Source organism: Pseudomonas sp. PS02303, from assembly GCF_029959925.1.
In the GTDB taxonomy this organism is placed as follows: domain Bacteria; phylum Pseudomonadota; class Gammaproteobacteria; order Pseudomonadales; family Pseudomonadaceae; genus Aquipseudomonas; species Aquipseudomonas mandelii.
Window position 1 is genome coordinate 1 of record NZ_JASCOM010000082.1, and the last position, 23742, is coordinate 23742.

The window sequence follows — 23742 nt, forward strand, 5'->3', positions numbered from 1 at the left end:
AGCCTGCTCGCGAAAGCGGTGGATCAGTCAACAGAGATGTTGAATGTGAAGCCCTCTTCGCGAGCAGGCTCGCTCCCACATTGGTTTCAGCGTGTTGCTAAATAGCGTATTTCCCCGCGACAAATTGACCCGATAGACAAAAGGCTGACCTGCAACCGTGCCTTTTGCGTCGAGCTCTGAGAAAATGCCCGCACTTTTTTTCCGGATGCCGACATGACTGCCCTGAAGAACGACCGTTTCCTTCGCGCCCTGCTCAAGCAACCCGTAGACGTCACGCCGGTATGGATGATGCGTCAGGCCGGTCGCTACCTGCCGGAATACCGCGCCAGCCGTGCCAAGGCCGGTGACTTCATGAGCCTGTGCATGAACCCGGAGTTCGCTTGCGAAGTCACGATGCAGCCACTCGACCGCTATCCGCAACTGGACGCGGCGATCCTGTTCTCCGACATCCTCACCATCCCGGACGCCATGGGCCAAGGCCTGTACTTCGAAACCGGTGAAGGTCCACGCTTCAAGAAAGTCGTCAGCACGATGGCCGATATCGAAGCCCTGCCGATTCCTGATCCGCACAAAGACCTTGGCTACGTCATGGACGCGGTCAGCACCATCCGCCGCGAACTCAACGGCCGCGTGCCGCTGATCGGCTTCTCCGGCAGCCCGTGGACCCTGGCCACTTACATGGTCGAAGGCGGTTCGTCGAAAGACTTCCGCAAGACCAAGGCCATGCTCTACGACAACCCGCAAGCCATGCACCTGCTGCTGGACAAGCTCGCGCAGTCGGTCACCAGCTACCTCAATGGCCAGATCATGGCCGGCGCGCAAGCGGTGCAGATTTTCGACACCTGGGGCGGTAACCTCTCGGCGGCGGCGTACCAGGAGTTTTCCCTGGCCTACATGCGCAAAATCGTCAGCGGCCTGATCCGCGAACACGAAGGCCGCAAAGTACCGGTCATCCTGTTCACCAAGAACGGCGGCCTGTGGCTGGAAAGCATCGCCGACGCTGGCGCTGATGCGTTGGGCCTGGACTGGACCTGCGACATTGGCGAAGCCCGCCGACGCGTCGGCAACAAAGTCGCCCTGCAAGGCAACATGGACCCGACTGTGCTGTACGCCAAGCCAGAAGCCATCCGCACCGAAGTCGGTCGAATTCTCGCCAGCTACGGCAAAGGCAGTGGTCATGTGTTCAACCTCGGCCATGGCATCACACCGGAAGTTGATCCGGAACATGCGGGTGCGTTCATGCGCGCGGTACATGAGCTGTCGGCGCAATATCACGAGTGATCGTCGTCCAATAAAAAACGCCCGGCTTATGCCGGGCGTTTTTGTATAGAGATCTCAGGTCACACTCGGCCCCTGTGGGAGCGAGCCTGCTCGCGAAGAGGCCGGCACATCCAACAGTGATGTCTGTTGAAAGACCGCTTTCGCGAGCAGGCTCGCTCTCACAGGGATGTGCATCACGCCTTCAGATTTTCCAACGGCGGTAACTTGGCCAGCTTCAACGCCACCAGCAGCGCAATCACCAGCAACGCACCAATGAACAACCCGATCCCGTTCCACCCGCCCAAGTGCCAGAACACCCCGCCCGCTGTCCCTGCAATACTCGACCCGGCGTAATAGCTGAACAGGTACAGCGACGAAGCCTGCCCCTTGGCTTTCACCGCTCGCCGTCCTATCCAACTGCTGGCCACGGAATGCGCGCCAAAGAAGCCGAAGGTGAAGATCAACATGCCGATAATCACCAACGGCAGCGGCGTGAACATGGTCAGCGCAAGGCCTGCGAGCATCAGCACAATCGTCGCCCAGAGCACTTTGCGCCGGCCCAGTTGGTCGGCCAAGGAGCCGATTTTCGCCGAGCTGTAGATGCCCGACAGGTACACCACCGACAGCAGACCGACGAAGACCTGGTCCATGTGGTACGGCTCGGCCAGCAAGCGATAGCCGATGTAGTTGAATAGGGTGACAAACGCACCCATCAGCACGAAAGCTTCAAGGAACAGCAGCGGCAGGCCAGCGTCGCGAAAGTGCATGGTGAAGCCATCGAGCAGACTGCGCGGGTGCAGCGAGCGGGGGCGGAAGTTGCGTGATTCGGGGAGGATTTTCCAGAACACCGTCGCCGCGATCAGCGCCAGCCCGCCAATCACCAGCATTGCCGTGTGCCAGCTGACGAAGTCGATCAACACGCCGGTGATCAAGCGGCCGCTCATCCCGCCAATCGCATTGCCGGCGATGTACAAACCCATCGCCAGCCCGATGTGCTGCGGGTGGATCTCTTCGCTCAGATACGTCATGGCGACCGCCGCCAGGCCGCTCAACGACAAGCCGATCAACGCACGCATCACCAGCACGCCTTGCCAGCTCGGCATCATCGCGCTGGCCATGGTGCACAGTGCGGCGGCGAACAAGGCCGCGACCATCACCGGTTTGCGTCCGACACGGTCGGAGATCGGGCCGGTGATCAACAAGCCAATGGCGAGCATGCCGGTGGCCACCGAGAGGATCAGGCTGCTCTGCGCCGCATTGATCGAATACTCGTGGGACAGCAGCGGCATCATCGGCTGTACGCAGTAGAGCAGGGCGAAGGTCGCAAAGCCGCCGGAGAACAGCGCCAGTACCGTGCGCATGAACATCGGCGTGCCTTTCTCGATGTAGATCTCTTTCAATTCGGCGACAACATCGTCCACCGAGGTGGGCGGAACTTCGTGGGCAAGGGGGGCGACAGCAGTTTTCACTTCGGACCTCGGAGGGCGCAGCCGGTCAGGCAATGAAAAAAGCATATAGCTGCCTAATGATTCAATCCAATATATTGTTCGACCTGTTTGATAGGTTTTACGACCTAATGGAGTTTTCATGGAATTGCGTCACCTGCGCTACTTCATCGCCGTCGCCGAAGAATTGCACTTCGGCCGCGCCGCTCAGGTGCTGGGCATCTCGCAACCGCCCCTGAGCCAGCAGATTCAGGCGCTGGAACAGGAAGTCGGAGCACGGCTGTTCGAGAGAACCAATCGTCGGGTCGAGCTTAGCGAGGCCGGTCGGCTGTTTCTGGAAGAAGCGCGACTGGTGCTGGCGCAGGTGGACAAAGCGGCCGACGTGGCACGGCGTGCGCAGCTGGGTGAGTTGGGCGAACTGAAAATTGGTTTCACTTCGTCGGCGCCGTTCAACTCGACCATTCCCCAAGCGATTTTCTCGTTCCGCCAGCGTTTCCCGGCGGTGCATTTGAATCTGCGGGAGATGAGCAGCACCCAAGTGGCCGACGCGCTGGTCGATGAGTCGATCGAAGTCGGCATCATGCGACCGCTTGGGCTGCCGGATTCCCTCAGCGTCGTGGAGTTGATGCGTGAGCCGCTGGTCGCGGTGCTCAGCTCCAAACATCCGCTAGTGAACGACAGCGAAGAGGGTTTGTTCCTCTCGGCATTGGCCCTCGAACCGTTCGTTTTCTTCCCACGCAGCTATGGCAGCGGTCTGTACGCACAGTTGCTCAGCCTGGCCCGCGATGCCGGTTTCAGCCCGCACTTCGCGCAAGAGGCAGGCGAGGCAATGACCATTATCGGATTGGTGGCGGCGGGGCTGGGCGTGTCGGTGCTGCCGGCCTCTTATCAGCGGATGCGCATTGACGGCGTGGTCTACCGGCCGTTGCTTGATCCGGAAGCGGTGTCGGCGGTGTGGCTGGTGCAGCGCAAGGACCAGAAGTCGCCGATGGCCAAGGCGTTTGTGGATTTGTTGACGAGGAAGGTTGAGGGGACTTGAGCGCAGGGACACTTAAAGTAACGGATCCTGTTTAGTGATTTGCGCGATTGTTGAGCAAAATCGATTTCTTTCGATGAGTGCCATGGATGCCACTTCTATATCAACCGAAGGAAGGCAGTGTGCTGATTTGTGATTTCAGGGGGTATGAAATCCCCGAAATGATCAAAGTCAGACCTGTTGTAGTGATACGAAAACACAAAACCAACAGCTTACTGGTGACAGTTGTGCCGCTCAGTACTACCGCTCCGGATCGCATACTTGATCACCACCTGGAACTTCAAAGTCATCTACAGGGTGCCAGTCCTGTTTGCTGGGCGAAATGCGATATGGTTGCGACAGTAAGCCTCTCCAGGCTGGACCGGATCAAAAGTCGAGACCGACATGGAAAGCGTGTTTATGTTATTTCACACCTTGAAACAGATGAGTTTTACGCAATCAAAGTCGCGGTACGTAGTGCGCTTGGCCTGTGATGGCATCGGAAGTGGCGCAGTCAGGCGAATGGCCAGTCGTTGCCCTTGATCCTGTTTCGGGCAATACTCCCCCCGTTCCCGTAAGGGGCTTGTGAGACTCTGAGGATCCTGGGCAGCCAGCCATCGTAGAGCCAGACAGGTACAGGGCGATGACAAGCCGACCTGTTTGTGAAGGGGCGCCGAAAGGCGCCCTTTGTCGTTCTCGAGGTGCTCGCCTCAGTCAACCCGTACCAGATCCCCGCGCAACGCCACCCCGGACACCACGGCCTTGAGCGCTTCCAGCCCAGGTATTTCCTCGTCGTCACTGCACTGGTATTTCCCGGTGTCCTGGCTCAGGTCGCGCTTGTTGATGCCGGCGATGTTGATCACGGCGTTAGCACCAGCCTTCTTGGCCTTGCTTTGCAAAGTTGCCAAGGTCGATTGCAACGCCCAGTAGCAGGCGTCTTCAGCGGATTTGTCTTCGTTGTCGTCGGCTCTTCGGCTGCTGCTCACCGCCTTCAGCTTGTGCACCTGAGTTGGCAGTGCTTCTCCTGCCAGGTAGAACTTGACGCTGCCGTCCAGCAGACCAACTTCGGTGGCGCGTTTCACGCCTTCCTGAAAGTCCTGGTAGGTGGGTTCATAGGCGCCTTGCGAGGCGAAGACTTGATCAGCGTCCGGGTCGGTGGCCAGTTGCTTGACCACGTCGTCGCGCAGGTAATTGATCCAGCGGTTGTAGGTGCCGTGGATCCTGCCGTCCTTGTAGTCTAGGCCGCGGCTGTCGCGGTAGTCCATTTCGAACGAGGTGGAGGTATAGGGAATGTCGATTTCGGCGTGGTGCCGGTCGCGCACGGTGATTGCCGCTTTGATCATGCCGGGGCGCGCCGACTGCACGATCCATTGGCGCTCGATCAGTGCGGTGACGATGGCGCGGCTCATCCGATCGTCGCTCAGGCCCTTGTCGCCGGGAAAGTGTTCCTTGGCGGTGTACACCGGGCTGGTGCAGCCGCTCAGCGCAACAGCCAGGGTGAATACTGCGCCGATGCGCTGAAACAGAGTCATTCCCTTCACTCCAGACGTTTTTTCAGATCAGTGCCAGCGACGGAAAATGAGCGAAGTGTTGACGCCACCAAACGCAAAATTGTTGTTCATCACGTACTCATTACTCATCTGGCGGAACTCGCCGCGCAGGTAGTCGAGCTTGCCGCAGTGCGGATCGACCTCGTCGAGGTTGAACGTGTGCACGTACAGGTCGCGGTTCATCATTTCGATGCTGAACCAGGATTCCAGCGCACCGCAGGCGCCCAAGGTGTGCCCGAGGAAGCTCTTCTGCGAACTGATCGGCATGTGCTCGCCGAACAACGCGCTGGTGGCCAGTGTTTCGGCAATGTCGCCCTGCTCTGTCGCCGTGCCGTGGCCGTTTACGTAGCCGATGTCTGACGGTTGCAGCCCGGCGTCTTCCAGCGCCAGTTCCATGGCCCGGCGCATGGTGACTTGCTCTGGGCGGGTGGTGTGCTGGCCGTCGGCGTTGCTGCCGAAACCGACGAGTTCGGCATGGATGTGCGCGCCGCGTGCCAACGCATGTTCAAGCTCTTCGAGCACCAGCATGCCGCCGCCCTCACCGATCACCAGGCCATCGCGGTCTTTGTCATACGGACGTGGGCTGGTTTGCGGGGCGTCGTTTTTCAGGCTGGTGGCGTAGAGCGCGTCGAAGACCATGGCTTCGGTGGGGCACAGTTCTTCGGCGCCGCCGGCGAGCATCAGCGGCAGGCGCCCGAATTTGATCGACTCGTAGGCGTAGCCGATGCCCTGGCTGCCGCTGGTGCAGGCGCTGGACGTCGGGATCAGCCGGCCGGTGAGGCCGAAGAAGATGCTGATGTTCGCCGCAGTGGTGTGCGGCATCATCCGCACGTAGGAGTTGGCATTAAGGCCCTCTGCCACCGAGTTGAGCAGCATATTGCCGAACGCCTTGATCTCGTCGGTGCTGCCGGTGGAGGAGCCGCAGGCGACGCCCATGCGCCCATCCTTGATGATCGGGTTACCCAACAGTCCGGCATCGGCCAGCGCCTGCTCCGACGCGCCGACCGCCAGGCGCGAGACCCGGCCCATGCTGCGCAGCTGCTTGCGGGTCCAGTGGCTCGGAACCTTGAAGTCGTCGATAGGCCCGGCCAGGCGCGTGTTGAGTTCGGTGAACCGATCCCACTCGTCCATCCGGCGTATGCCGCTGCGGTTGGCCGCGAAGTTGCCAGCGATGGTCTCCCAGTCGCTGCCCAGTGAAGTGATGCCGGCCATGCCGGTGACGACGACGCGCTTCATCAGCACAGGCCTCCGTTGACGGCCAGAACCTGCCGGGTGATGTACGACGCTTCCGCCGACATCAGGAAATTCACCGCGCCGGCCACCTCTTGCGGAGTGCCCATGCGTTGTGCGGGGATCATTTTCATCAGTTCTTCCACCGGCACGTTTTCGTCGAGCATGGCCGTGTCGATCAGGCCGGGTGCGACACAGTTGACGGTGATTTTGCGCTTGCCCAGTTCGATCGCCAACGCTTTCGCCGCGCCGATCAAACCGGCCTTGGAGGCGCTGTAGTTGACCTGGCCACGGTTACCGATCAACCCGGAAACCGAGGTGATGCAGACAATCCGCCCGGCCGCGCGACGCCGAATCATCGGCATCATCACCGGGTGCAGCACGTTGTAGAAACCGTCGAGGTTGGTGCGCATCACCACATCCCAATCATCCTCGCTCAGCGCCGGAAAAGCACCGTCACGCGTCAGGCCGGCGTTCAGCACTACGCCGTAATAGGCGCCATGAGCTTCCACGTCGGCTTCGAGGATGGCCTTGCAGCTGGCGCGATCTGAGACGTCGAACTGCAAAACTCGAGCATTGCGTCCCAGCGCCTGGATTTCGCCCTGGACGGCGATGGCGTCGGCCAGGCCGCTGCGGCAATGCAGCACGATGTCGTGCCCGGCCTGGGCCAGACGCAACGCAATGGCACGGCCGATGCCACGGCTGGAACCGGTGACCAATACGGATTCAGTCATGGCTGGCTCCTTGGGATTCATGAAGGTATTGAGCGGCCTGAGGCGGGCGGAACACGTTCAGGCGGGCGGTGGCGTGAATGCCGGGGGCGTTGATGTGGCATTCGAACACGCCCATGCCGTTGTCGTCTTCCAGCGAGCGCAGTCCATGGATGGTCAGTTCGGTGCCCGCGGGGAAGTGCTCCACGTTGCATTCGAATTTCCGGGTGCCGAGCAGAAAACCCAGCACCACCGCATCACCGCGCTGGCGCGCATGGCAACCGGCGTAGGCGGCAACACTCTGGGCCATCAGTTCGATACCGACCCACGCTGGCAGGCTGCCGTCGGGACGATTGAACAGGCCCCCGGGCTTGACGGTGAGGCGGGTGTGAATCTGCTCGTCATCGAACGCCAGGATCTGCTCGATGAGGATCATGTCGCCAGCGTGCGGCAGCAGCTCGGCGAGCGGCCAGTCAATCATGGGGCATCTCCGATAATCAGGCTGACGTTGTTGCCACCGAAGGCAAAGGAATTGCTCATCAGGTAGCGAGGTGCAATGGACGTCAGGCGATGGTCCGGGGTCACCCACTGCAAGGCCGGCAAGTCGGGGTCGGGCTGACCGTCCCACACGTGGGGCGGCAGGAGGTTTTCCCGATTGTTCGTGCTCAGGCTCAACCAGCAGAACGCCGCTTCCAGGGCGCCGGCCGCGCCGAGCGTGTGTCCGGTCATCGGCTTGGTGGAGGAGCAGGGCACGCCGTGCGGGAACAGGGCCGAGACCGCCAGGCTTTCCATCGCGTCGTTGTGTTGGGTCGCGGTGCCGTGCAGGTTCAGGTAGCCGATTTGCTCGGGCTGCACCTTCGCGCGGTTCAGGGCTTTGCTCATCGCTTGCAGGGCGCCCCGGCCGGTCGGCTCCGGCGCCGAGATATGGTGCGCATCGGAACTGGCGCCGCTGCCGAGCAGGGCAATCGGTTGGCTCGCGCCGGCTTTTTTGCTCATCAGAAACAGCACGGCGGCTTCGCCGATATTGATGCCGTTGCGGTTGGCCGAAAACGGATTGCAGCGCTGCTCGGACACCGCTTCCAGGGCCGAAAAGCCGTTGAGGGTCAGTTTGCACAAACTGTCGACGCCGCCGCACAGTACGGCATCGCACACACCCAGATCGAGCAGCCGCTGGGCACTCATCAGCGCCCGGGCGCTGGAGGTGCAAGCCGTCGAGATCACATAGGCCGGGCCGCTCAATTGCAGCCAGTCGGCGAGGAAGTTGGCCGGCGCGCCGAGTTCCTGCTGCTGATAATCGTAGTCGGCAGGGAATTCATGTTCACGAATGTAATGGGCCAGGCCACGGCTGGCTTCATCGATGCCGGAAGTGCTGGTGCCGAGGATCACGCCGATTCGATCGCGGCCGTAAGTCTGGATCACTTGATCAATGTCATCGCGAATTTGCAGCGCGGCTTCCAGCAGCAGTTGGTTGTTGCGGCTGCTTTGCTCGGCCAGTTCCGGCGGGATCGGCGCCAGCTCACCACGCACCGCCGCCACTGGCAACGACCGCTCCGGCACCCAGCCGGATTCGCTGCGCATGCTGGAGCAATCGCCAGCAAACAGGTTGCGGGCGACTTCCTGTTTGTCGCGACCCAGGGCGCAGATCACCCCGAGAGCATTCAGGTAAGCGGTCATGGCGTCTCCCCGCTCAAGGGCGTTACCAGGTACTTCGGACCTTTAGGCAGGTTCAACTCAAATCTCAGTGGCGGCGAGTAACGCACGTCCCAGCGAGCGGGCAGGGAGCGTTGGGAGCCGTGTTGCCAGGCTTCGGGGTAGTTGGCCTGCAATTCGTCTTGCGGGGTCAGCGCGAACAGTAACGCTGCGAACAATTCCCGGGCTTCCGGATTCGGCGGCAGCAGGCCGTCAGCTTGCCACTGGCCATCGATCAGTTTCTGGCGTGCCTGCGGAATGCCCAGCAAGTCCATCATTGACCAGCGAATGCCGGGGCCTTCGCGAGCAATTACTAACACCCAGTCCTGACGCTGATCAGCCAGCAAGCGCTGAATGTGCAGTTGCTGCGGCAGCGGCAGGTTTTCGGTTTGCCCGGGCAGCGGCGCCTGGCTGGCGCAAGCGCTCAGCAGCAGGAGGCAACCCAGAAGCAGGTAACGGATCATGTGGCATCTCTAGCGCAAAGTTCCGACAGCACGCGCAGCCGACGTTTGGGTTCGCTGACGAACGGATTGCGCTCGTCCCAGGCATAACCGGCGAGGATTGCACTGATCATACGGCGGATATCCGCTGAGCTGCCTGGATGATAAATCACATCCTGGAAAGTCCCGGCGTACCAGCCTTCGACGTAGCAGCGGAACGTGTCGACGCCGCGCTTGAGCGGTGCGGCGAACTCGGTCTGCCAGTCGACGCTTTCACCTTGCAGCTGGCGATGCAACACGCCGGCGGCCATGCTGGCCGAGCGCATGGCGATGGTCACGCCGGAGGAGAACACCGGATCGAGGAATTCTGCCGCGTTGCCGAGCAACGCAAAGCCCGGACCGTGCAAGGTTTTGACGTTGGCCGAGTAGCCGCCGATGGTGCGGGCTGGCGTGTCCCAGACCGCGTTTTCCAGGACACAGGCCAGGCTTGGAGTTTCAGCGATGAAGCCGCGCAGGCACTCGTCCAGGTTCTCCATGCGGCCTTCGAAGTGCTCGGCGGCCGCGACCACGCCCACCGAGCAGCGACCGTTGCTGAACGGAATGGTCCAGAACCAGATGTCGCGATGGATCGGATGGGTGGTGATAAGGATTTTTTCCCGTTCGAAGGTCGGGCTGTCGATATGGTCTTCGATGTGGGTGAACACCGCCTGGCGCACCGGGAAATTCGACGGTGCTTCAAGGTCCAGCAAGCGTGGCAACACGCGGCCGTAGCCGCTGGCATCCAGTACAAAATCAGCTTCGACGCGGTACTGGCTGCCATCCTCACGAAGCACATCGAGCTGCGGCTTGGGCAGGTCGAAATCGGCACTGACGATGGCTTCGCCATAACGAACGTCGACGCCTTGCAGCGCGGCCTGATCGGCCAGCAGTTTGTCGAAATCGGCGCGCTGGACCTGGAAGGTGGTCGGCTTGCCGTTGCTGAACGTGTCGCCGAAATCAAAGGCGCTGTAGTGCTCGCCCCAGGCGAACGCGGCGCCGTTTTTCATCTGGAACCCGGCGGCGTTCACGGCGTCGAGCATGCCGGCTTCTTCGACGAAATCCAGGCAGTGCGACAACAGGCTTTCACCGATGGAAAACCGTGGAAAATGCTGGCGTTCAATCATCAGCACATCGTGGCCTTTGCGCTTGAGCAGCGCGGCGGCAATGGCGCCCGAAGGACCCGCGCCAATGACAACAACCTGGCGACGTTCCATTTCAACTGTTGGCACGGGGGCTCCTTGCCGGGGCGGCGATATTCAAAGGGGTTTGGTGCATGCCGGCAAGTGCCGGCAGCAGTGTGGCGATCAGGCCCATCACCATCAGCGCGAAGTACAACGCCGGGCTGATGAGCTGTTGTTGCAGCAGCAGGTTGAGAAAGACGATCTCGCTCAAACCGCGAATATTGAGCAGCAGGCTTTCGCGCCAGCGACTGGCGCCTTCAAATGAAGCGCCGGCCCAGCCGAGACCGAGCCAGTTACCCAGCAGTTTGCTGGCAATCGGCAACAGCAGCAGCGCCGCCAACTGCACCCAGCCGAGACTGGCCATGGCGGCGTGGACATTGATCTGCACGATACCGAAGGTGAGGATCAGCGGGATGGCGATCCAGGTTTGCAAACGGTTCATCCAGATCGCCGGCAACGGCAACACCAGCGGCACTTTCAGCGCGGCCATGCACAGCAGATAACCGATGCCGAAAATCAGTGCATTGAGCTTGAAGTGTTCGGCGACCACCAGCAGCGCAAAAAAGCAGCCGCTGTGCAGTAGCGGTTGGCGCAAACCCAGCAAATGCAGAAGCACCGGAAGGCAGGCGCCGGCCAGCGGCAGCAGCAGACTGCTCAGGTGCAGACTGCCTTGGGCGAAGCCGAACAGGGTCCAGCATGCCAGGTCGATGAGGATCGCGGTTTGCACCAGCCGCCGGGTTGCGGCGGGCGGGTAATTGATGTGTCGCAGGTAGAGGTACAACACCGGGATCGCGGTGATGGCGAACACCAGGCCCACTGCCAATGAACTGATCCACGGCTGTGCGGGTAACAACCAGACCGCAGTCGCCAGACCGCAGACAAATGGAATGCAAAAACTCGGCAGGGCGATCTTCAGGCTCTGGCGATCGAGTCGCAGGTCGATCACATCACTGAGGATGTTTCCCAGCAACAAGGCAAAACCGAGGCTGTAGAGGTTTTTCAGCCATACCGGCGAGATCAGCTCGGCGCCGCTGAGTTGCCAGCCCGGCTCGATCCAGAAGTACATCAGCAGCGGTAGACCGAAGGTCGCCAGCAGCAACTGACTGACGATCGGGATCAGGCCGAAGTGACGACCCACACGGGTGGCCACGGCGAACATCGTCAGGGCCATCAGCCAAAACAGGGCGATCATCATGCGGCTGGCTCCACGACGGCGGCGGCATGCACTTGGCGTCCGGCCCAGGGCGCCAGGATGAAACTGAACGCCAGCCCGAGGCTCACGGACAGGCCGAAGTTGCTCACCGCCGGCGTGCTGGACACGGCCAGCAAACCGAATGACAGCCATGTGGTCACCGCTGCCAGCAAGGTGCCCAGCAGGCTCACGGCGGCGCCGCCGATCTGTTCGCGCATGAGGATTGCGTAATCGACGCTGATCGCCGTCACCAGTAACAGGCCGAACAGACTGAACAGGGTCAGGGGTTGGCCCATCCAGCCGAGGCTGGCCAGGCTGCACAGCGCGGCCAGCAAGGGCAGTGAGACGATGCGCAACGCACCACCGAAGCCAAACGGCAGGATCAGCACCAGCACGATCAACACGCAGGAGGCGAGTTTCAGCTGCGCCGCGCTAATCTGTGTCGCGGCGAAAACGCTGTTCAGTTCACCCAGACGGTCGACCAGTTCGACCCCCGGCAAGTCCAGCGCCTGAATGCGCAACAGCGAAGGATTATTCAGGCCTTGCAGGCTGACCATCGCCGCCACGCCCTCATCGGTCGGCCCCAGCCACAGGGTGCGATAAGGTTCCGCCAGCGGACCGACCAGCGAGGCGTCGATGTCTTCGGCGGGCAGCGCCAGCAACGTTGCAAGCTCCGCTTGCAGCGCTTCTGCCGGCACGCCGAGGTCGAGCAAGGGTTGCCAGAACTGCGGCAACTTGCTCAACGCTTCGCGCACTTTGCGCTGCTCGCTCGGCTGGCTGACCAGTTGATTTAGCGACAGGTAACCCTGGAGTTTTTCCAGGTTGACCAACTGATCCAGGCGCTCGCTCAGTGCAGTCTGGCGTTCGAGCAGTTCCTGTTGATTGGCCGCGCGCACCAGGAAGAACTGGCTGGTCGGCTGATAGCCGGTGATGCGCGCAATGGCCTGGGCTTCGTCGGTCAATTGCTGCGGTGCGCCGATCCACTGGCGGATATCGTTTTTGCTCTCCAGTTGCAACAGGCCGCCGACGCAGAAGGCAATCAGCAGTGCCAATAACACGGGCGTACTGACGTGTTTGAGCAGCGCTTCGCGCAGGTTCAGCAAACACTCGCAGATACGCAGCGGCCAATGCGCCGGACGCAGGTTCACGCCCTTGAGCAACGCTGGCAGCAGGCACACGGCCGACAAGTAGGCACCGAGCAGGCCGGCGGCGGAGAACACGGCAATCTGGGTCAGGGCCGGGAAAGGCGTCCAGGCCAGGGCCAGGTAGCCGATGCAACTGGTGATCAGGCTCAGCGTCAGGCCCGGCAGGGTCAGGCGTAACGCCGGCCAGCTGTTCCAGGGTTTCAGGCTCCAGCTTTTCGACAGGTAATGCAGCGGGTAATCGACGGCCACGCCAATCAGGCTCGAGCCCAGTACCAGCGTCATCACATGCATGTGACCGAACAGCGCCACGCACGCCACCGCACCAAACAGCATGCCCACCAGCACGGGAACGAAAGCGAGCAAGACACGCCAGCGCCGGAAGGCCAGCAACAGCAGCAACAAAATGCCCACGGTGGCACCGCCGCCGACCCATGTCATTTCGCGGGTGGCTTGTTGCTGACCGTTGGCCGCGTACAGCAGGCCGCTGGCAGCGAGCAGTTGCACGTCGGCCTGGGCGGCTTCTTTTCGGCTGCGTTCAAGCAGGTCAGCCACTTGCAGCGGCAGGCTCATGTCGAAGGCATTGCCGGTGGTTTTTGCCCGCAGCAACACCCAGCTCTTGCCGTCGGCATCGGCGACCAGCGCTCCGCTGCCGATGTCCAGTTGCACGGCGCCGTGTTGTGGTTGGCTGTTCTGGATGCGCCCGGTCAGGCCCAGCCAGTCATCCTGGCTCGGCACCAGGCTGAAACCGGTGAACGGGTCGAACAGCGCTTGCACCCGCTGCTGGATAAAGGCGTCGGGGTGTTCGATCAACTGCTGCCGATCCATCGCCGAAAGCATCGACAGCCGGCCTTGCAGCAATTGCGTGCGCAGCGCCGGCAAGTCGGCTTGCAGATTCCACTGAACCTTCTCGAACAAACCGCTGGCCTGCCACTGCTCGCCGAGTTTCTGCGCCATGGCAATGGCTTGCGGGCGATCTTTATGGCCTACCAGCACCAGCATTTCCCGGTTCAACGGTTCTTGTATGCGTTGTTCGGCACGCAGTTCCAGCGCGTCCGGCGCCGTGCCCGGCACCAGTTCCATCAGGTTGGCCGACAGCGGTGCACCGTCGCGCCATTGCCAACCGGCGAGCGCGAGCACCGCCAACAGCAGGATCAGAAACAGCCACGGAAGTCTGCGTTCACTCGGCAAAGTCATGTTGCTCCGCGTCGCTCAACGGTTGGGTGCTGGTGCTGTCCTGCATGCGCAAAAGGGTGCTGTCGCCCTGGGTTTCCAGCAGCTCGATGCTGTGCACCAATTCGCTGCCGGTGATGTTGATCTGATTGAACACCTGCTTGAGCAGCATTGAGCGCGGGATCAGCGTCAGTTTCCAGTTCTGTGCGTCGCCGCTCAAAGACAATTCGAAGTCCCGTTGCAGACCGCTGCTGTCACCTTGCAACACGGCGAGGAACAAGCGGTTCTGCTCGGCGCCGGCGCTCTTGCCCGGGAGCATTTGCCAGCCGCTGGCGTCGCGGCGGGCGATGCCTTTGTTGGTGATGCGGTAATCCTGTTGCAGCGGGGTTTTCAACAACCAGAGCAATCCGTGGTTTTTAGCGAGGATAAAAGTGCCCTTGCTGGTCAGCGGCTGGGGCAATGCGCGCAGGTGTTTTTCCTGGATGAAATGGCCGTGGATCACATCAGGCTTGGCCAGTTGATCGCTCAACTGCTGCAAATCGAAGGCATGAGCCATCGATGACAGCCCGAGCAACGCCAACGCACCGAGGTATTTGAAAAACGGGGTCATGCGAGCATCCTTTCTACGGCATCGGTGAAGATCTTCGGTGAGGCCAGCTGCATCTCGCGGCTGCTCATGTCGACAGCGACCTGTACGGAACTGGCGCGGGTCAAACGCTCACCGGTTTTCACATCGCTGATCAGGTAATTGATCTTCAGACGGTTCTCCCACTCCACCAGATTGGCCCGCACGTTCAGCTTTTGACCGAACACGGCGCCGCGCACATAGCGCAATTGCAGGTCGATCACCGGCCAGGCATAACCCGACTCGACCATGGCGGTGTAGTTGTGACCGATCTTGTCCAGCAGCGCACAACGGGCGACTTCCAGGTATTTGACGTAATGGCCGTGCCAGACCACGTTCATGGTGTCGACGTCAAAGAACGGCACGAGGATTTCCGTATCGGTGTGAAGCACTCCCTTGCTACGCATGCAGCCTCCAGTGTTGCTCGGCGATACGTTTCAGGCACAGGCGCAATTCGCCTTCCAGCGCGCGATCTTCGATGACCGGGGGGAAGTCTTTGGCCAGCTCTTCGTGCATGGCCGCCAGGGCTGGCGGTAACGGGCGCGCGTCCTCGGCTTTGCTGCGCAGCCAAACACCCTGGTTGGCGGCGAGCAAGGTGGCGGCGGCGACCTGTTCGGTCAGCTCCAGCACACGGATCGCATCGCGGGCGGCGATGGTGCCCATGCTCACCTTGTCCTGGTTGTGGCACTCGGTGGAGCGCGAGAAGACGCTGGCCGGCATGGTGTTTTTCAGCGCTTCGGCGGTCCAGGCGCTGGTGCCGATCTGCACGGCCTTGAAGCCGTGATTGAGCATCGCGCGGTCAGCCGTGGCGCCGGAAAGGTTGCTTGGCAAGCCATGGTTGTAACGCTCGTCCACCAGCAGGGCGAGTTGCCGGTCCAGCAGATCGGCCACGTTGGCCACCAGGTTTTTCAGGCTGTCCATGGCGAACGCAATATGGCCGCCGTAGAAGTGCCCGCCGTGCAGCACGCGTTCGGCTTCAGCGTCGATGATCGGGTTGTCGTTGGCGCTGTTGAGTTCGATCTCGATGAACGAACGCAGCCAGCTCAGGCTGTCGGCCAGGACGCCGAGGACATGCGGCGCGCAGCGCAGTGAATAGCGGTCCTGCAGGCGGTGCAGCGGTGCGGTCGGCGCATCGATTGCCAGATCCTTGCGCAACCACGCGGCGACTTGCATCTGCCCCGGATGCGGTTTGGCGGCGAACAGGCGCTCGTCGAAGTGCTCGGGATTGCCTTGCAGCGCGACCACGTTCAGCGCGGTGATACGGGTCGCCAGTTGCAGCAGGTAATCGGCGCGGGCGTAGGCCAGGCAGGCGAGGCCGGTCATCACGGCGGTGCCGTTCATCAGCGCCAACGCTTCTTTCGGGCGCAGCACCAGCGGTGTCCAGCCCAGTTCGCGATGGACGTCGGCGGCTTGTCGGCGCTCGCCCCGGAACATAACTTCGCGCTCGCCGGACAAGGTTGCGGCGACGTACGACAGCGGCGTCAGATCACCGCTGGCGCCCACCGACCCTTCTTCCGGGATCAGCGGCAGGATGTCGTGTTCGAGGAAGGCCTGGAGGCGCTCCAGCAGTTCCACGCGCACCCCGGACACGCCGTGGCACAACGACTGCAAACGCGCCGCCAATACAGCCCGAGTGGCCTGGGCGTCGAGCAGTTTGCCCAGTCCGCAGCCGTGGAAGGTGTACAGATGACGGGGCAATGCCTCGACGTGATGCAGCGGCACCGCGACCACGCACGAGTCGCCGTAACCGGTGGTCACGCCATAGATCACGCCTTCCTTGTCCAGCAAGGAATCGAGAAATCGCGCGCCCTTGGCGATGCGCTCACGGTACGCAGGGTCACTTTGCAACTGCGTCGGCACCTGACGGTTGGCCGCGGCCAGCACGTCTTCGATGCGCAAAGGGAGTTCGCCGAAGGTTACCGGCTCAAGCGTTGGCGTCGTCATCGGTCTTCCAGAAAGGGTAAAAGTTGAACCATTGTTGGGGCGCTTCAAGGCAATAGTGACCCAGGCGTTCGGCGTAGCGGGAAGCCCACTGATGAATGACCTGCTCGCGGTCGCTGCGTTTCCACACCACGGCCTCGGCAAACGGTTCGAGGGTCACGCGATATTGCCCCGTCGGTTTCTTCAGGCACATCAGCAAATTGATCGGGCATTTCAGCAAGCCGGCCAGCAGCCACGGCCCCTGGGGCAATGCAGCCTGATGACCGAGGAAGTCTACGGTCACGCTGCGCCCGCCATGCAGCGGCACGCGGTCGCCGGCAATCGCCAGCCACTCGCCACGCTCCAGTCGTTCATGCAGTTGCAGCATGATCACCGGGTCCAGTTCACTGACCTGAATCAGCCGCAGATTGGTCGCGCCGGCCTCGCCCAGTAATCGGTTGAACTGCTCGGCGTGCTTGGTGTGCACCAGCACGTTCATGGTGACCTTCTCGCCGATCTCCGCGAGTGCGCGGCAGACTTCGAGATTGCCCAGGTGCGCCCCCACCAGCATCTGCCCGCGAGTGCCACGCAGCTGACTGCGCAGCAGCGCCGGGTCGACGATTTCGATGTGATCGATGCTCAACTTGCCGTTCCATACGTCGAGTTTGTCGAGCATCGAATCGGCGAAGGCCATGAACTGGCTGAACACTCGCCAGTGGGTCGGTCGCAATTGCGGGCGTGCGCTCCAGTCCGCGAGGCGTTGCTGGTATTGCCAGGCACTGCGGCGGGCACTGCGACCGAACAGGAAAAAGTACAGGACGATGCCGTACAGCAGCGGACTCAGCAGCCGTCGGCCCAGCACTTTGGCGCAGAGCGCGGTGAATTTCATCAGCCAGAAGCTGCCGCGCTCCTGGCGGTCGGCCCAGTGCTGTTTGTCTGCGTTACTGCTCATGCTCGCCACCGTCGCCAGAGGATCACCGGGGCCCGCAGCAACATGCCGAAGAACAGCCGGGTGTGCATGCTCGAAATCAGCACATTGTCGTGGAACATACGGAAATGCGAGACACCGTCCAGCGGGTAATGGACCTTGGTCGGCAGCCACTGCATCGGCTGATTGCGCCAGGCCAGGCGCACGAGGATGTCCGAGTCGAAATCCATGCGCTTGCCGATCTTCGCCGAGTCGATCAGTGCCAGGGTCGGCGGCAACGGGTAGACGCGGAAACCGCACATGGAGTCGCGGATCTGCAAGGAAAGCGTGTTGATCCAGACCATGACGTGGGTCAGGTAGCGGGCGTACAGACGGCCTTTCGGCACGCTGGCGTCGTATTGCGGATAGCCGCAGATCACCGCGTCGGGATGAGCGCGCGATTGTGCGATGAAGGTCGTGACATCCTGCAGGTCGTGCTGGCCGTCGGCGTCCACCTGCAAGGCATGGCTGAAACCCAGGCGCGAGGCTTCGCGCAGGCCGGTCATGACCGCGCCGCCCTTGCCTTGATTGGCGGCGAGGCGGATCAGGTTGACCATTTCACGCTGGGCCAGTTGGTCGAGCACCCTGGCGCAGGATGGATCGCTGGCATCGTCCACCAGAATGCACGGCAGGCCACTGGCGATCAGCGCGTCGACCACCGTGGTGATCGCGGTTTCGTGGTTGTAGACCGGGATGATTGCGCATGGTTTATACATCACCTGCAACCTCCAGCAGAATCCGCCCGCTGGAGCAGGTCGCGGTTTCATTGCGGTAGGCGAAATACAATTTGCCGCGTTCCGGATCGAAGCGCAGGTGCAGTTGGACTTCATCACCGGGGCGCACCAGTTGCTGGAACTTCAGCACTTCCATGCCAGCGAATTTAGCCGGCAGGTCCATCAATTGCTGGCCGAGGCTCAGCGCCCAATCCACCTGCACCACACCGGGCAATACCGGCGTTTGCGGGAAGTGTCCGCTGAAGTAGGCGAGGTCCGGCGGAACGGCCAGTTGCAGGCTCCATTCGCCATCGACCTCGACTTGTTCCAACACTTCCGGCGCTTTCGGGCGGGGGGCCAACAGCAAGGCTTCGACGTCGGCTTGAGGCAGTTTGCCTTGAGCGTTCAGGGGCAATTGCCGCAGTAACCGCCAGCGTCTTGGCAGGGCCAGGGCTTCGCAGTGCTGGCTCAAGTGCTGACGCAATTCTTGCGTGACGGTGCGTCGGCCCTGATTGCGCAAGGCATGCAGGCCGGCGTCGGTCAGCACCAGCAGCGCGCCCAGCGAGGCGCGGTTTTCCCGGACCACGCCGAGGCGTGCTTCTGCGACCCAGTCATGCTCCATCAACGCCTTTTCCAGCATCGGCAGCGAGATACGTTTTTCTTCCAGTTTGACGATCCGGTCCAGCCGTCCGAGCAGTTCGAATCGGCCGTCGGCAGCGATTCTGGCGGCATCAGCGGTGTGTTCAATATGGCCGACGGGCAAGTAGGGAGAGGCGATCAGCAGCGCGCCCTCGCTGTCCTGACTCAGTTCGACTTCAGCAAACGGCTGCCAGAGATCGTGACCTTGACGCCAGGCGATGCCACCGGTTTCCGAGCTGCCAAGGATTTCCGTCGGCCATTGCTGCAAGCGTTCGTAGAGGCTTTGCGCAGCCTCGGCCGGTAGCGCTCCACCCGAGGAAAACACCCTGCGAACCGCGCTCAAGGCCGGCCAGTCGAGGTTGTCGCCCATGCGCTTGAGCAGCGCCGGGCTGGCGACCCAGGCAAACGCCGTGTGTTCGCGACTGGCTCGCTGCAAGTCTTCCGGGAAGGCCAGTTGCTTGCGCACAAACGAGCGCCCGGCACACAGCGGCCACAGCACCCGAAACAGCAGGCCGTAGATGTGTTGGGCGGCGACGCTCCCGATGATGCACGCCTGGCCCAGATCGGCACCCCAGAGCTGCTCCAGCGCCTGCACTTCATTGGCTATCTGGCGCAGGGTCTTGTCGATGCGCTTGGGTTCGCCGCTGGAACCGGACGTGCACAGGCTCAGGCGACAGGCGTCCAGATCCAGTGCGGCGTGGGGCAGGGGCGGTTGCCGATAGTCGGTGAGGTGCGCGTCATCGGCCAGGTCGGTCAGCCACAGATCGACTTCGCTCGACCAGCGTTGGCGAGTCTGCGGTTGCAGGTCGGCAGGCAGCAGCACACTGACCCCGGCACGCCAGGCGCCGAGCAGGGCAATCGCCAGGTCAGCAGCATCTTCAAGGTGCACGGCGATACGCTGCACGCCTTGGGATTGCAGGCCGGCTGCCAGGCTTAGCGCCTGTTCGCACAGCTGTGCGTGATTCAACGCCGGTTCTGCCGTAACGGCACGCTCCGGCTGTGCCTTGAGCAACAGCTGCTCAAGTGATATCCAATTCATGGGTGGCCTCGTACCCGTTGTCGTATGAGCCATTCAATGGCAAACAGCAGGCCCATCAATCCATAGGAAATCAGGCCGGTGTACAACATCCACCAACTCAGCGGCGCCCACAGGGTCAAGGCGGCGGCAAGCAAACCGTTACAGAGGAAAAACACACACCAGACGACGGTCACCTGGCGGGTGTAAACAATCGCCTTGGGCGGCAAGTGCGGCTCACGCAGGCGCGCCAGGCGCTCAACCATCGGCGGCCCGATTTTCAGGCTCAGGCCAAACAGCCCCAGCATGAAAGCGCTGATCAGCACCGGATACCAACGCAGCAACAACGGGCTGTCGAACAGCGCCAGCAACAGGCAAAAGCCGATCGCAGTGAGCGCCATCCACAGGCTGCCGGGGCGACGGGCACCCAGCAGCGCCCGCGCCAGCCACAGGCTGCCCAGCAGCAGACCGAACTGCCACGGAGCAAAGTGTTCCATGCCGAAATACACCGCAAAGGGGTACAACAGGCCCGCCAGCAGCAGGCCAAGGCCGATCAGTCGACTCATGCGGCCGGTTGAACCAGACGGTAGACCGCCTCGACCACGTCACTGACGGTGCGCACCGATTTGAATTCTTCGGCGGCGATTTTCTTGCCGGTCTGACGCTTGATGTGATCAATCAGGTCGACGGCGTCAATGCTGTCGATTTCCAGATCCTGATACAGGTTGGATTCGAGGCTCACGCGCTCAGGGTCCAGCTCGAAGAGTTCTACCAAGGCATCGCGCAGGGTGTTGAAAATGTCATCACGAGTTTGCATGGTCCGGTCTCAAGCTGCCTGTTTTGCGGTGACGAACGCCGCAAGGCTCGCCACGTTGCTGAAGTGATTGCGGGTGTCCTTGGCGTCGGCGTCGATTTTGATGCCGTACTTTTTCTGGATGGCCAGGCCGAGTTCCAGGGCGTCTACCGAATCCAGGCCCAGGCCTTCGCCGAACAGCGTCTGGTCATCGCCGATGTCTTGTGCGCTGATGTCTTCAAGGCCCAGGGCGTCGATGATCAGTTCTTTGATTTCACGGTGTAGATCGCTCATCTTCGGCGAGCTCCTTAATAAAGTAAGAGTGCAAATAATCGTTGAGCTTGCGCGAAGCCTGAGGTGCAGGGCCACATGAAGCAAAGGCTTGTGGGTCTATATCGGCCCCGACACGGAAACTGAAGTGCACGCGACGTTTCGGGATGCGATACCAGGGTTCGGCCTTGGTCAATGTGGTCGGACTGACCTTAATAATCACCGGGGTCAGGATTCTCGCACCGCGCAGGGCGATTGCCGCGCCCCCCCGATGAAAGGCTGGCGGTTCGCCCGGCTGGGTGCGTGTGCCTTCGGGAAAGATGATCAGCGTCTGACCGCTTTTCAGTGCGTCAGCCGCGGCGTCGAGCATGTCCATGCTGCCGTCGTTGCTGATGTAGTCGGTACGGCGTAGCGGGCCGCGGGTGAACGGGTTCTCCCAGAGGCTGTTTTTGACCACGCAGTTGGCGTGACGCACCAGGCCGATCAGAAATACCACGTCGATCAGCGACGGGTGATTGGCCATGATCATCTGTCCCGGGCGACCGAGTTTTTCCGCGCCCTGGATGTCGTAAGTCAGTACCCCGGTACGGGCCATGAACCGGACGAAAAACCAAAAGCAGCGACTGACGGTTTGCCGTGCCCGTAACCGATGGGTCTGCGCATCGCCGGGCAGGCAGCCCAGCAACGGGAACACCACCAGCCGCAGGCACAGCCCGCCCAACCCGAACAGGGTGAAGCTTGCGGCAGTGGCCAGCAGACGCCAGTAATAGGCGTCGCGGTTTTTTTCGCTTACAGGTTGCGTTGCCAGGTCCATACACGATTTTTCCAGGCATGTTGGCAGGTAGTCTGCTGGCCGAGCAGGGTACGCAAGAGATTCAGGGCATGGGGCCAGTGGGCGTTGGACAACGTATCTGAAGTGCTGTTCAGGGACAGCTGCCAGTCGGTACCCGGTGTCAGCAACAGGCCAACTGCATAGGGGAACGGCACGTCGTCGATCCAGGCCGAGTAGGCTTCGGGCGGTATTTCTTCAGTGACGATCAGCAGCACGGCAGGCGCGCCTTCGGAAAGTAGCGCCGCGGCCTCTAGCATGCCGTTTTCAAGGCCGTCACCCGCGGCGGCAAGGGCGGTCATCTCGCTGGTTTCACCGCGCATGATCGACCACAGGCCAATGACCGCGTTGTGCACCGACAAGCTGAATTGAGTTGGCGACAAGGGTTGCCCGGCTGCCAGATCACTCAGGATCTCGAAGGTACGGGGTGTTTCGCCATGACGGGAAATAAAGACCAGCGGTAGGTCTTGGCGACCATCGGCCAGGGGCCAGCCGACGCTGAACGCCATCCGCGCCAGGCGACTGAGCCGTCGGCGCTGCATGGCGGGCAGAAAAGACACGTCGGGGGCGGCATCGCTGCTCTGAAGCACGACCGGTTGTCGGCTCCAGGCCTGCCAATCGTCCACGCTTTCGAGCCCAGGGGCCCACGCGCGCCATTGGGCGATGTTGAAATTGATCACAGGCATTCATCCCGCCCCTGCGGGCTTTCTTGACACGGCGAATCGCAAAAAAAAAACGAACGGCCATACGTGGCGCTTAGCGCCGAGTGGCGCGCATTATCCCGTTGCGACGGGCGTGTAGCAAATGATGGTTACATTTTGCTCAGTGAAACGTACTGGTTGGTCCGTGAAAAAGCTGTCGTTTGGCCATTATCCACATCGGGGTGGGCGTGTCTGTCAGCTCTGTCGGTAATCAGTGGCGGGGTTGGCGGCTTTTTTATTAAGAGATTGCCGATGACTGTGTAGTCCCCATGCCAGCGAGGTAGCTAAGCAGTGTCGTGGACTACTACACTCGGTCATTCTTTGATACACGGAGGTTTTTGACATGCGGCGCGTGGTGTTCAATCAGAAAGGTGGCGTGGGCAAATCCAGCATTGCCTGCAATCTGGCGGCGGTCAGTGCCAGCGAGGGTTATCGCACCCTGTTGGTGGATCTCGATGCCCAGGCCAACTCCACTCAGTACCTGACAGGCCTTACCGGTGATGACATCCCGATGGGCATCGCCGACTTCTTCAAGCAGACCCTGTCCTCTGGACCGTTCTCGAAGAAAAACAAGGTCGACATCTACGAAACGCCGTTCGAAAACCTCCATGTCATTACCGCGACCGCCGAGTTGGCTGACCTGCAGCCCAAACTTGAGGCCAAACACAAGATCAACAAGCTGCGCAAATTGCTTGAGGAACTGGGGGAAGATTACGACCGCATCTACCTTGATACCCCGCCTGCGCTGAACTTCTATGCGGTATCGGCATTGATCGCCGCTGACCGGGTGCTGATCCCCTTCGATTGCGACAGCTTCTCGCGCCAGGCGCTGTACGGCCTGCTGGCGGAAATCGAAGAGTTGAAGGACGACCACAACGAAGGCCTGGAGGTTGAAGGCATCGTGGTCAATCAGTTCCAGGCCCGTGCCAGCCTGCCGCAGCAAATTCTCGACGAGCTGATCGCCGAAGGATTGCCGGTGCTGCCGGTGTACCTGACCAGCTCGGTGCGCATGCGCGAATCCCACCAGGCCAATACGCCGCTGATTCACCTCGACCCACGGCACAAGTTGACGCAGCAATTCGTCGAGCTGCACAACCTGCTCGAAAACGCCTGACAGTCCCCTGTAGGAGCGAGGCTTGCCCGCGAAGACGATCTGGCAGTCAACTGTAGTGTTGAATGTTATGCCCTCTTCGCGGGCAAGCCT

At 61.4% G+C, this 23742-nt stretch carries 25 protein-coding genes; 4 read left to right on the top strand and 21 right to left on the bottom strand.

Translation table 11 applies throughout. The features are described 5' to 3' along the window. The first annotated feature begins 213 nt into the window (after positions 1-213). Entirely contained in the window at positions 214-1281 is a 1068-nt protein-coding gene (hemE, locus tag QMX98_RS18180) for a uroporphyrinogen decarboxylase (protein WP_010464411.1), read from the top strand. A gap of 173 nt (positions 1282-1454) precedes the next feature. Here hemE and QMX98_RS18185 read toward each other — a convergent pair whose 3' ends face one another. Further along, positions 1455-2729 carry an MFS transporter gene (locus QMX98_RS18185; RefSeq protein WP_282411180.1) on the bottom strand — a complete coding sequence of 425 codons (1275 nt, stop codon included), beginning with the start codon at positions 2727-2729 and terminating at the stop codon, positions 1455-1457. Positions 2730-2847: 118 nt separating this feature from the next. On the opposite strand from QMX98_RS18185, the gene QMX98_RS18190 reads away from it, so the two are divergent. Then, on the top strand, positions 2848-3744 hold the full coding sequence (locus tag QMX98_RS18190) for a LysR family transcriptional regulator (protein ID WP_083375224.1): 897 nt from the start codon (positions 2848-2850) through the stop codon (positions 3742-3744). 86 nt (positions 3745-3830) lie between these two features. Next, positions 3831-4214, top strand: coding sequence for a type II toxin-antitoxin system PemK/MazF family toxin (locus QMX98_RS18195; RefSeq protein ID WP_083375223.1), 384 nt, complete (start codon positions 3831-3833; stop codon positions 4212-4214). A 216-nt stretch (positions 4215-4430) separates the two neighbouring features. Here the strand turns inward: QMX98_RS18195 and QMX98_RS18200 are convergent, their stop codons facing one another. Genes QMX98_RS18200 through QMX98_RS18295 form a run of 20 tightly spaced genes read right to left on the bottom strand, consistent with a single transcriptional unit; the run spans position 4431 to position 22523 of the window. Further along, positions 4431-5252 (bottom strand): hypothetical protein, encoded by an 822-nt coding sequence (locus QMX98_RS18200; protein ID WP_282411181.1) that lies wholly within the window; start codon positions 5250-5252, stop codon positions 4431-4433. A gap of 27 nt (positions 5253-5279) precedes the next feature. Beyond that, the gene (locus QMX98_RS18205) at positions 5280-6506 is read right to left on the bottom strand and encodes a beta-ketoacyl-ACP synthase (RefSeq protein WP_010464400.1); all 1227 of its coding nucleotides are present in this window, start codon (positions 6504-6506) and stop codon (positions 5280-5282) included. Beyond that, on the bottom strand, positions 6506-7234 hold the full coding sequence (gene fabG / locus QMX98_RS18210; RefSeq protein WP_010464399.1) for a 3-oxoacyl-ACP reductase FabG: 729 nt from the start codon (positions 7232-7234) through the stop codon (positions 6506-6508). The genes QMX98_RS18205 and fabG overlap by 1 nt, the downstream gene beginning before the upstream one ends. Next, complete coding sequence (locus tag QMX98_RS18215) at positions 7227-7691, bottom strand: hotdog family protein (protein WP_083375221.1); 465 nt, start codon at positions 7689-7691, stop codon at positions 7227-7229. The genes fabG and QMX98_RS18215 overlap by 8 nt, the downstream gene beginning before the upstream one ends. Beyond that, on the bottom strand, positions 7688-8884 hold the full coding sequence (locus QMX98_RS18220) for a beta-ketoacyl-[acyl-carrier-protein] synthase family protein (protein ID WP_282411182.1): 1197 nt from the start codon (positions 8882-8884) through the stop codon (positions 7688-7690). Before QMX98_RS18220 ends, QMX98_RS18215 begins: the two co-directional genes overlap by 4 nt. Then, the gene (locus tag QMX98_RS18225; protein WP_010464392.1) at positions 8881-9363 is read right to left on the bottom strand and encodes a hypothetical protein; all 483 of its coding nucleotides are present in this window, start codon (positions 9361-9363) and stop codon (positions 8881-8883) included. The genes QMX98_RS18220 and QMX98_RS18225 overlap by 4 nt, the downstream gene beginning before the upstream one ends. Continuing rightward, a complete protein-coding gene (locus QMX98_RS18230) occupies positions 9360-10607 on the bottom strand; it encodes an NAD(P)/FAD-dependent oxidoreductase (RefSeq protein WP_221108090.1) in 1248 nt (415 codons plus the stop codon). The genes QMX98_RS18225 and QMX98_RS18230 overlap by 4 nt, the downstream gene beginning before the upstream one ends. Further along, complete coding sequence (locus QMX98_RS18235) at positions 10594-11754, bottom strand: sodium:proton antiporter (RefSeq protein WP_282411183.1); 1161 nt, start codon at positions 11752-11754, stop codon at positions 10594-10596. Before QMX98_RS18235 ends, QMX98_RS18230 begins: the two co-directional genes overlap by 14 nt. Next, a complete protein-coding gene (locus QMX98_RS18240; protein ID WP_282411184.1) occupies positions 11751-14090 on the bottom strand; it encodes an MMPL family transporter in 2340 nt (779 codons plus the stop codon). Before QMX98_RS18240 ends, QMX98_RS18235 begins: the two co-directional genes overlap by 4 nt. Beyond that, positions 14074-14676 (bottom strand): outer membrane lipoprotein carrier protein LolA, encoded by a 603-nt coding sequence (locus QMX98_RS18245; RefSeq protein WP_077747624.1) that lies wholly within the window; start codon positions 14674-14676, stop codon positions 14074-14076. Before QMX98_RS18245 ends, QMX98_RS18240 begins: the two co-directional genes overlap by 17 nt. Next, positions 14673-15098, bottom strand: a complete 426-nt coding sequence (locus QMX98_RS18250) for an acyl-CoA thioesterase (RefSeq protein ID WP_010464383.1) — start codon at positions 15096-15098, stop codon at positions 14673-14675. Before QMX98_RS18250 ends, QMX98_RS18245 begins: the two co-directional genes overlap by 4 nt. After that, positions 15091-16635 carry an aromatic amino acid ammonia-lyase gene (locus tag QMX98_RS18255; protein ID WP_282411185.1) on the bottom strand — a complete coding sequence of 515 codons (1545 nt, stop codon included), beginning with the start codon at positions 16633-16635 and terminating at the stop codon, positions 15091-15093. The genes QMX98_RS18250 and QMX98_RS18255 overlap by 8 nt, the downstream gene beginning before the upstream one ends. After that, positions 16616-17563 carry a glycosyl transferase gene (locus QMX98_RS18260; RefSeq protein ID WP_010464379.1) on the bottom strand — a complete coding sequence of 316 codons (948 nt, stop codon included), beginning with the start codon at positions 17561-17563 and terminating at the stop codon, positions 16616-16618. The genes QMX98_RS18255 and QMX98_RS18260 overlap by 20 nt, the downstream gene beginning before the upstream one ends. Further along, positions 17560-18294 carry a glycosyltransferase family 2 protein gene (locus QMX98_RS18265; RefSeq protein WP_102593635.1) on the bottom strand — a complete coding sequence of 245 codons (735 nt, stop codon included), beginning with the start codon at positions 18292-18294 and terminating at the stop codon, positions 17560-17562. The genes QMX98_RS18260 and QMX98_RS18265 overlap by 4 nt, the downstream gene beginning before the upstream one ends. Further along, positions 18287-19969 carry an acyl-CoA synthetase family protein gene (locus QMX98_RS18270; RefSeq protein ID WP_010464375.1) on the bottom strand — a complete coding sequence of 561 codons (1683 nt, stop codon included), beginning with the start codon at positions 19967-19969 and terminating at the stop codon, positions 18287-18289. Before QMX98_RS18270 ends, QMX98_RS18265 begins: the two co-directional genes overlap by 8 nt. Continuing rightward, the gene (locus QMX98_RS18275; RefSeq protein WP_077747629.1) at positions 19966-20511 is read right to left on the bottom strand and encodes a hypothetical protein; all 546 of its coding nucleotides are present in this window, start codon (positions 20509-20511) and stop codon (positions 19966-19968) included. Before QMX98_RS18275 ends, QMX98_RS18270 begins: the two co-directional genes overlap by 4 nt. Further along, complete coding sequence (locus QMX98_RS18280) at positions 20508-20762, bottom strand: acyl carrier protein (RefSeq protein WP_007992314.1); 255 nt, start codon at positions 20760-20762, stop codon at positions 20508-20510. The genes QMX98_RS18275 and QMX98_RS18280 overlap by 4 nt, the downstream gene beginning before the upstream one ends. A 9-nt stretch (positions 20763-20771) precedes the next feature. Continuing rightward, positions 20772-21032 (bottom strand): phosphopantetheine-binding protein, encoded by a 261-nt coding sequence (locus QMX98_RS18285; RefSeq protein WP_008149626.1) that lies wholly within the window; start codon positions 21030-21032, stop codon positions 20772-20774. Continuing rightward, positions 21013-21822: a lysophospholipid acyltransferase family protein gene (locus QMX98_RS18290; RefSeq protein ID WP_010464361.1), complete on the bottom strand. Its 810-nt coding sequence runs from the start codon at positions 21820-21822 to the stop codon at positions 21013-21015. Before QMX98_RS18290 ends, QMX98_RS18285 begins: the two co-directional genes overlap by 20 nt. Next, positions 21798-22523, bottom strand: coding sequence for a beta-ketoacyl synthase chain length factor (locus QMX98_RS18295; RefSeq protein ID WP_282411186.1), 726 nt, complete (start codon positions 22521-22523; stop codon positions 21798-21800). Before QMX98_RS18295 ends, QMX98_RS18290 begins: the two co-directional genes overlap by 25 nt. A 358-nt stretch (positions 22524-22881) precedes the next feature. Between QMX98_RS18295 and QMX98_RS18300 the strand changes: the two genes are divergently transcribed. Beyond that, a complete protein-coding gene (locus QMX98_RS18300) occupies positions 22882-23652 on the top strand; it encodes a ParA family protein (RefSeq protein ID WP_010464357.1) in 771 nt (256 codons plus the stop codon). Positions 23653-23742 lie beyond the last annotated feature (90 nt).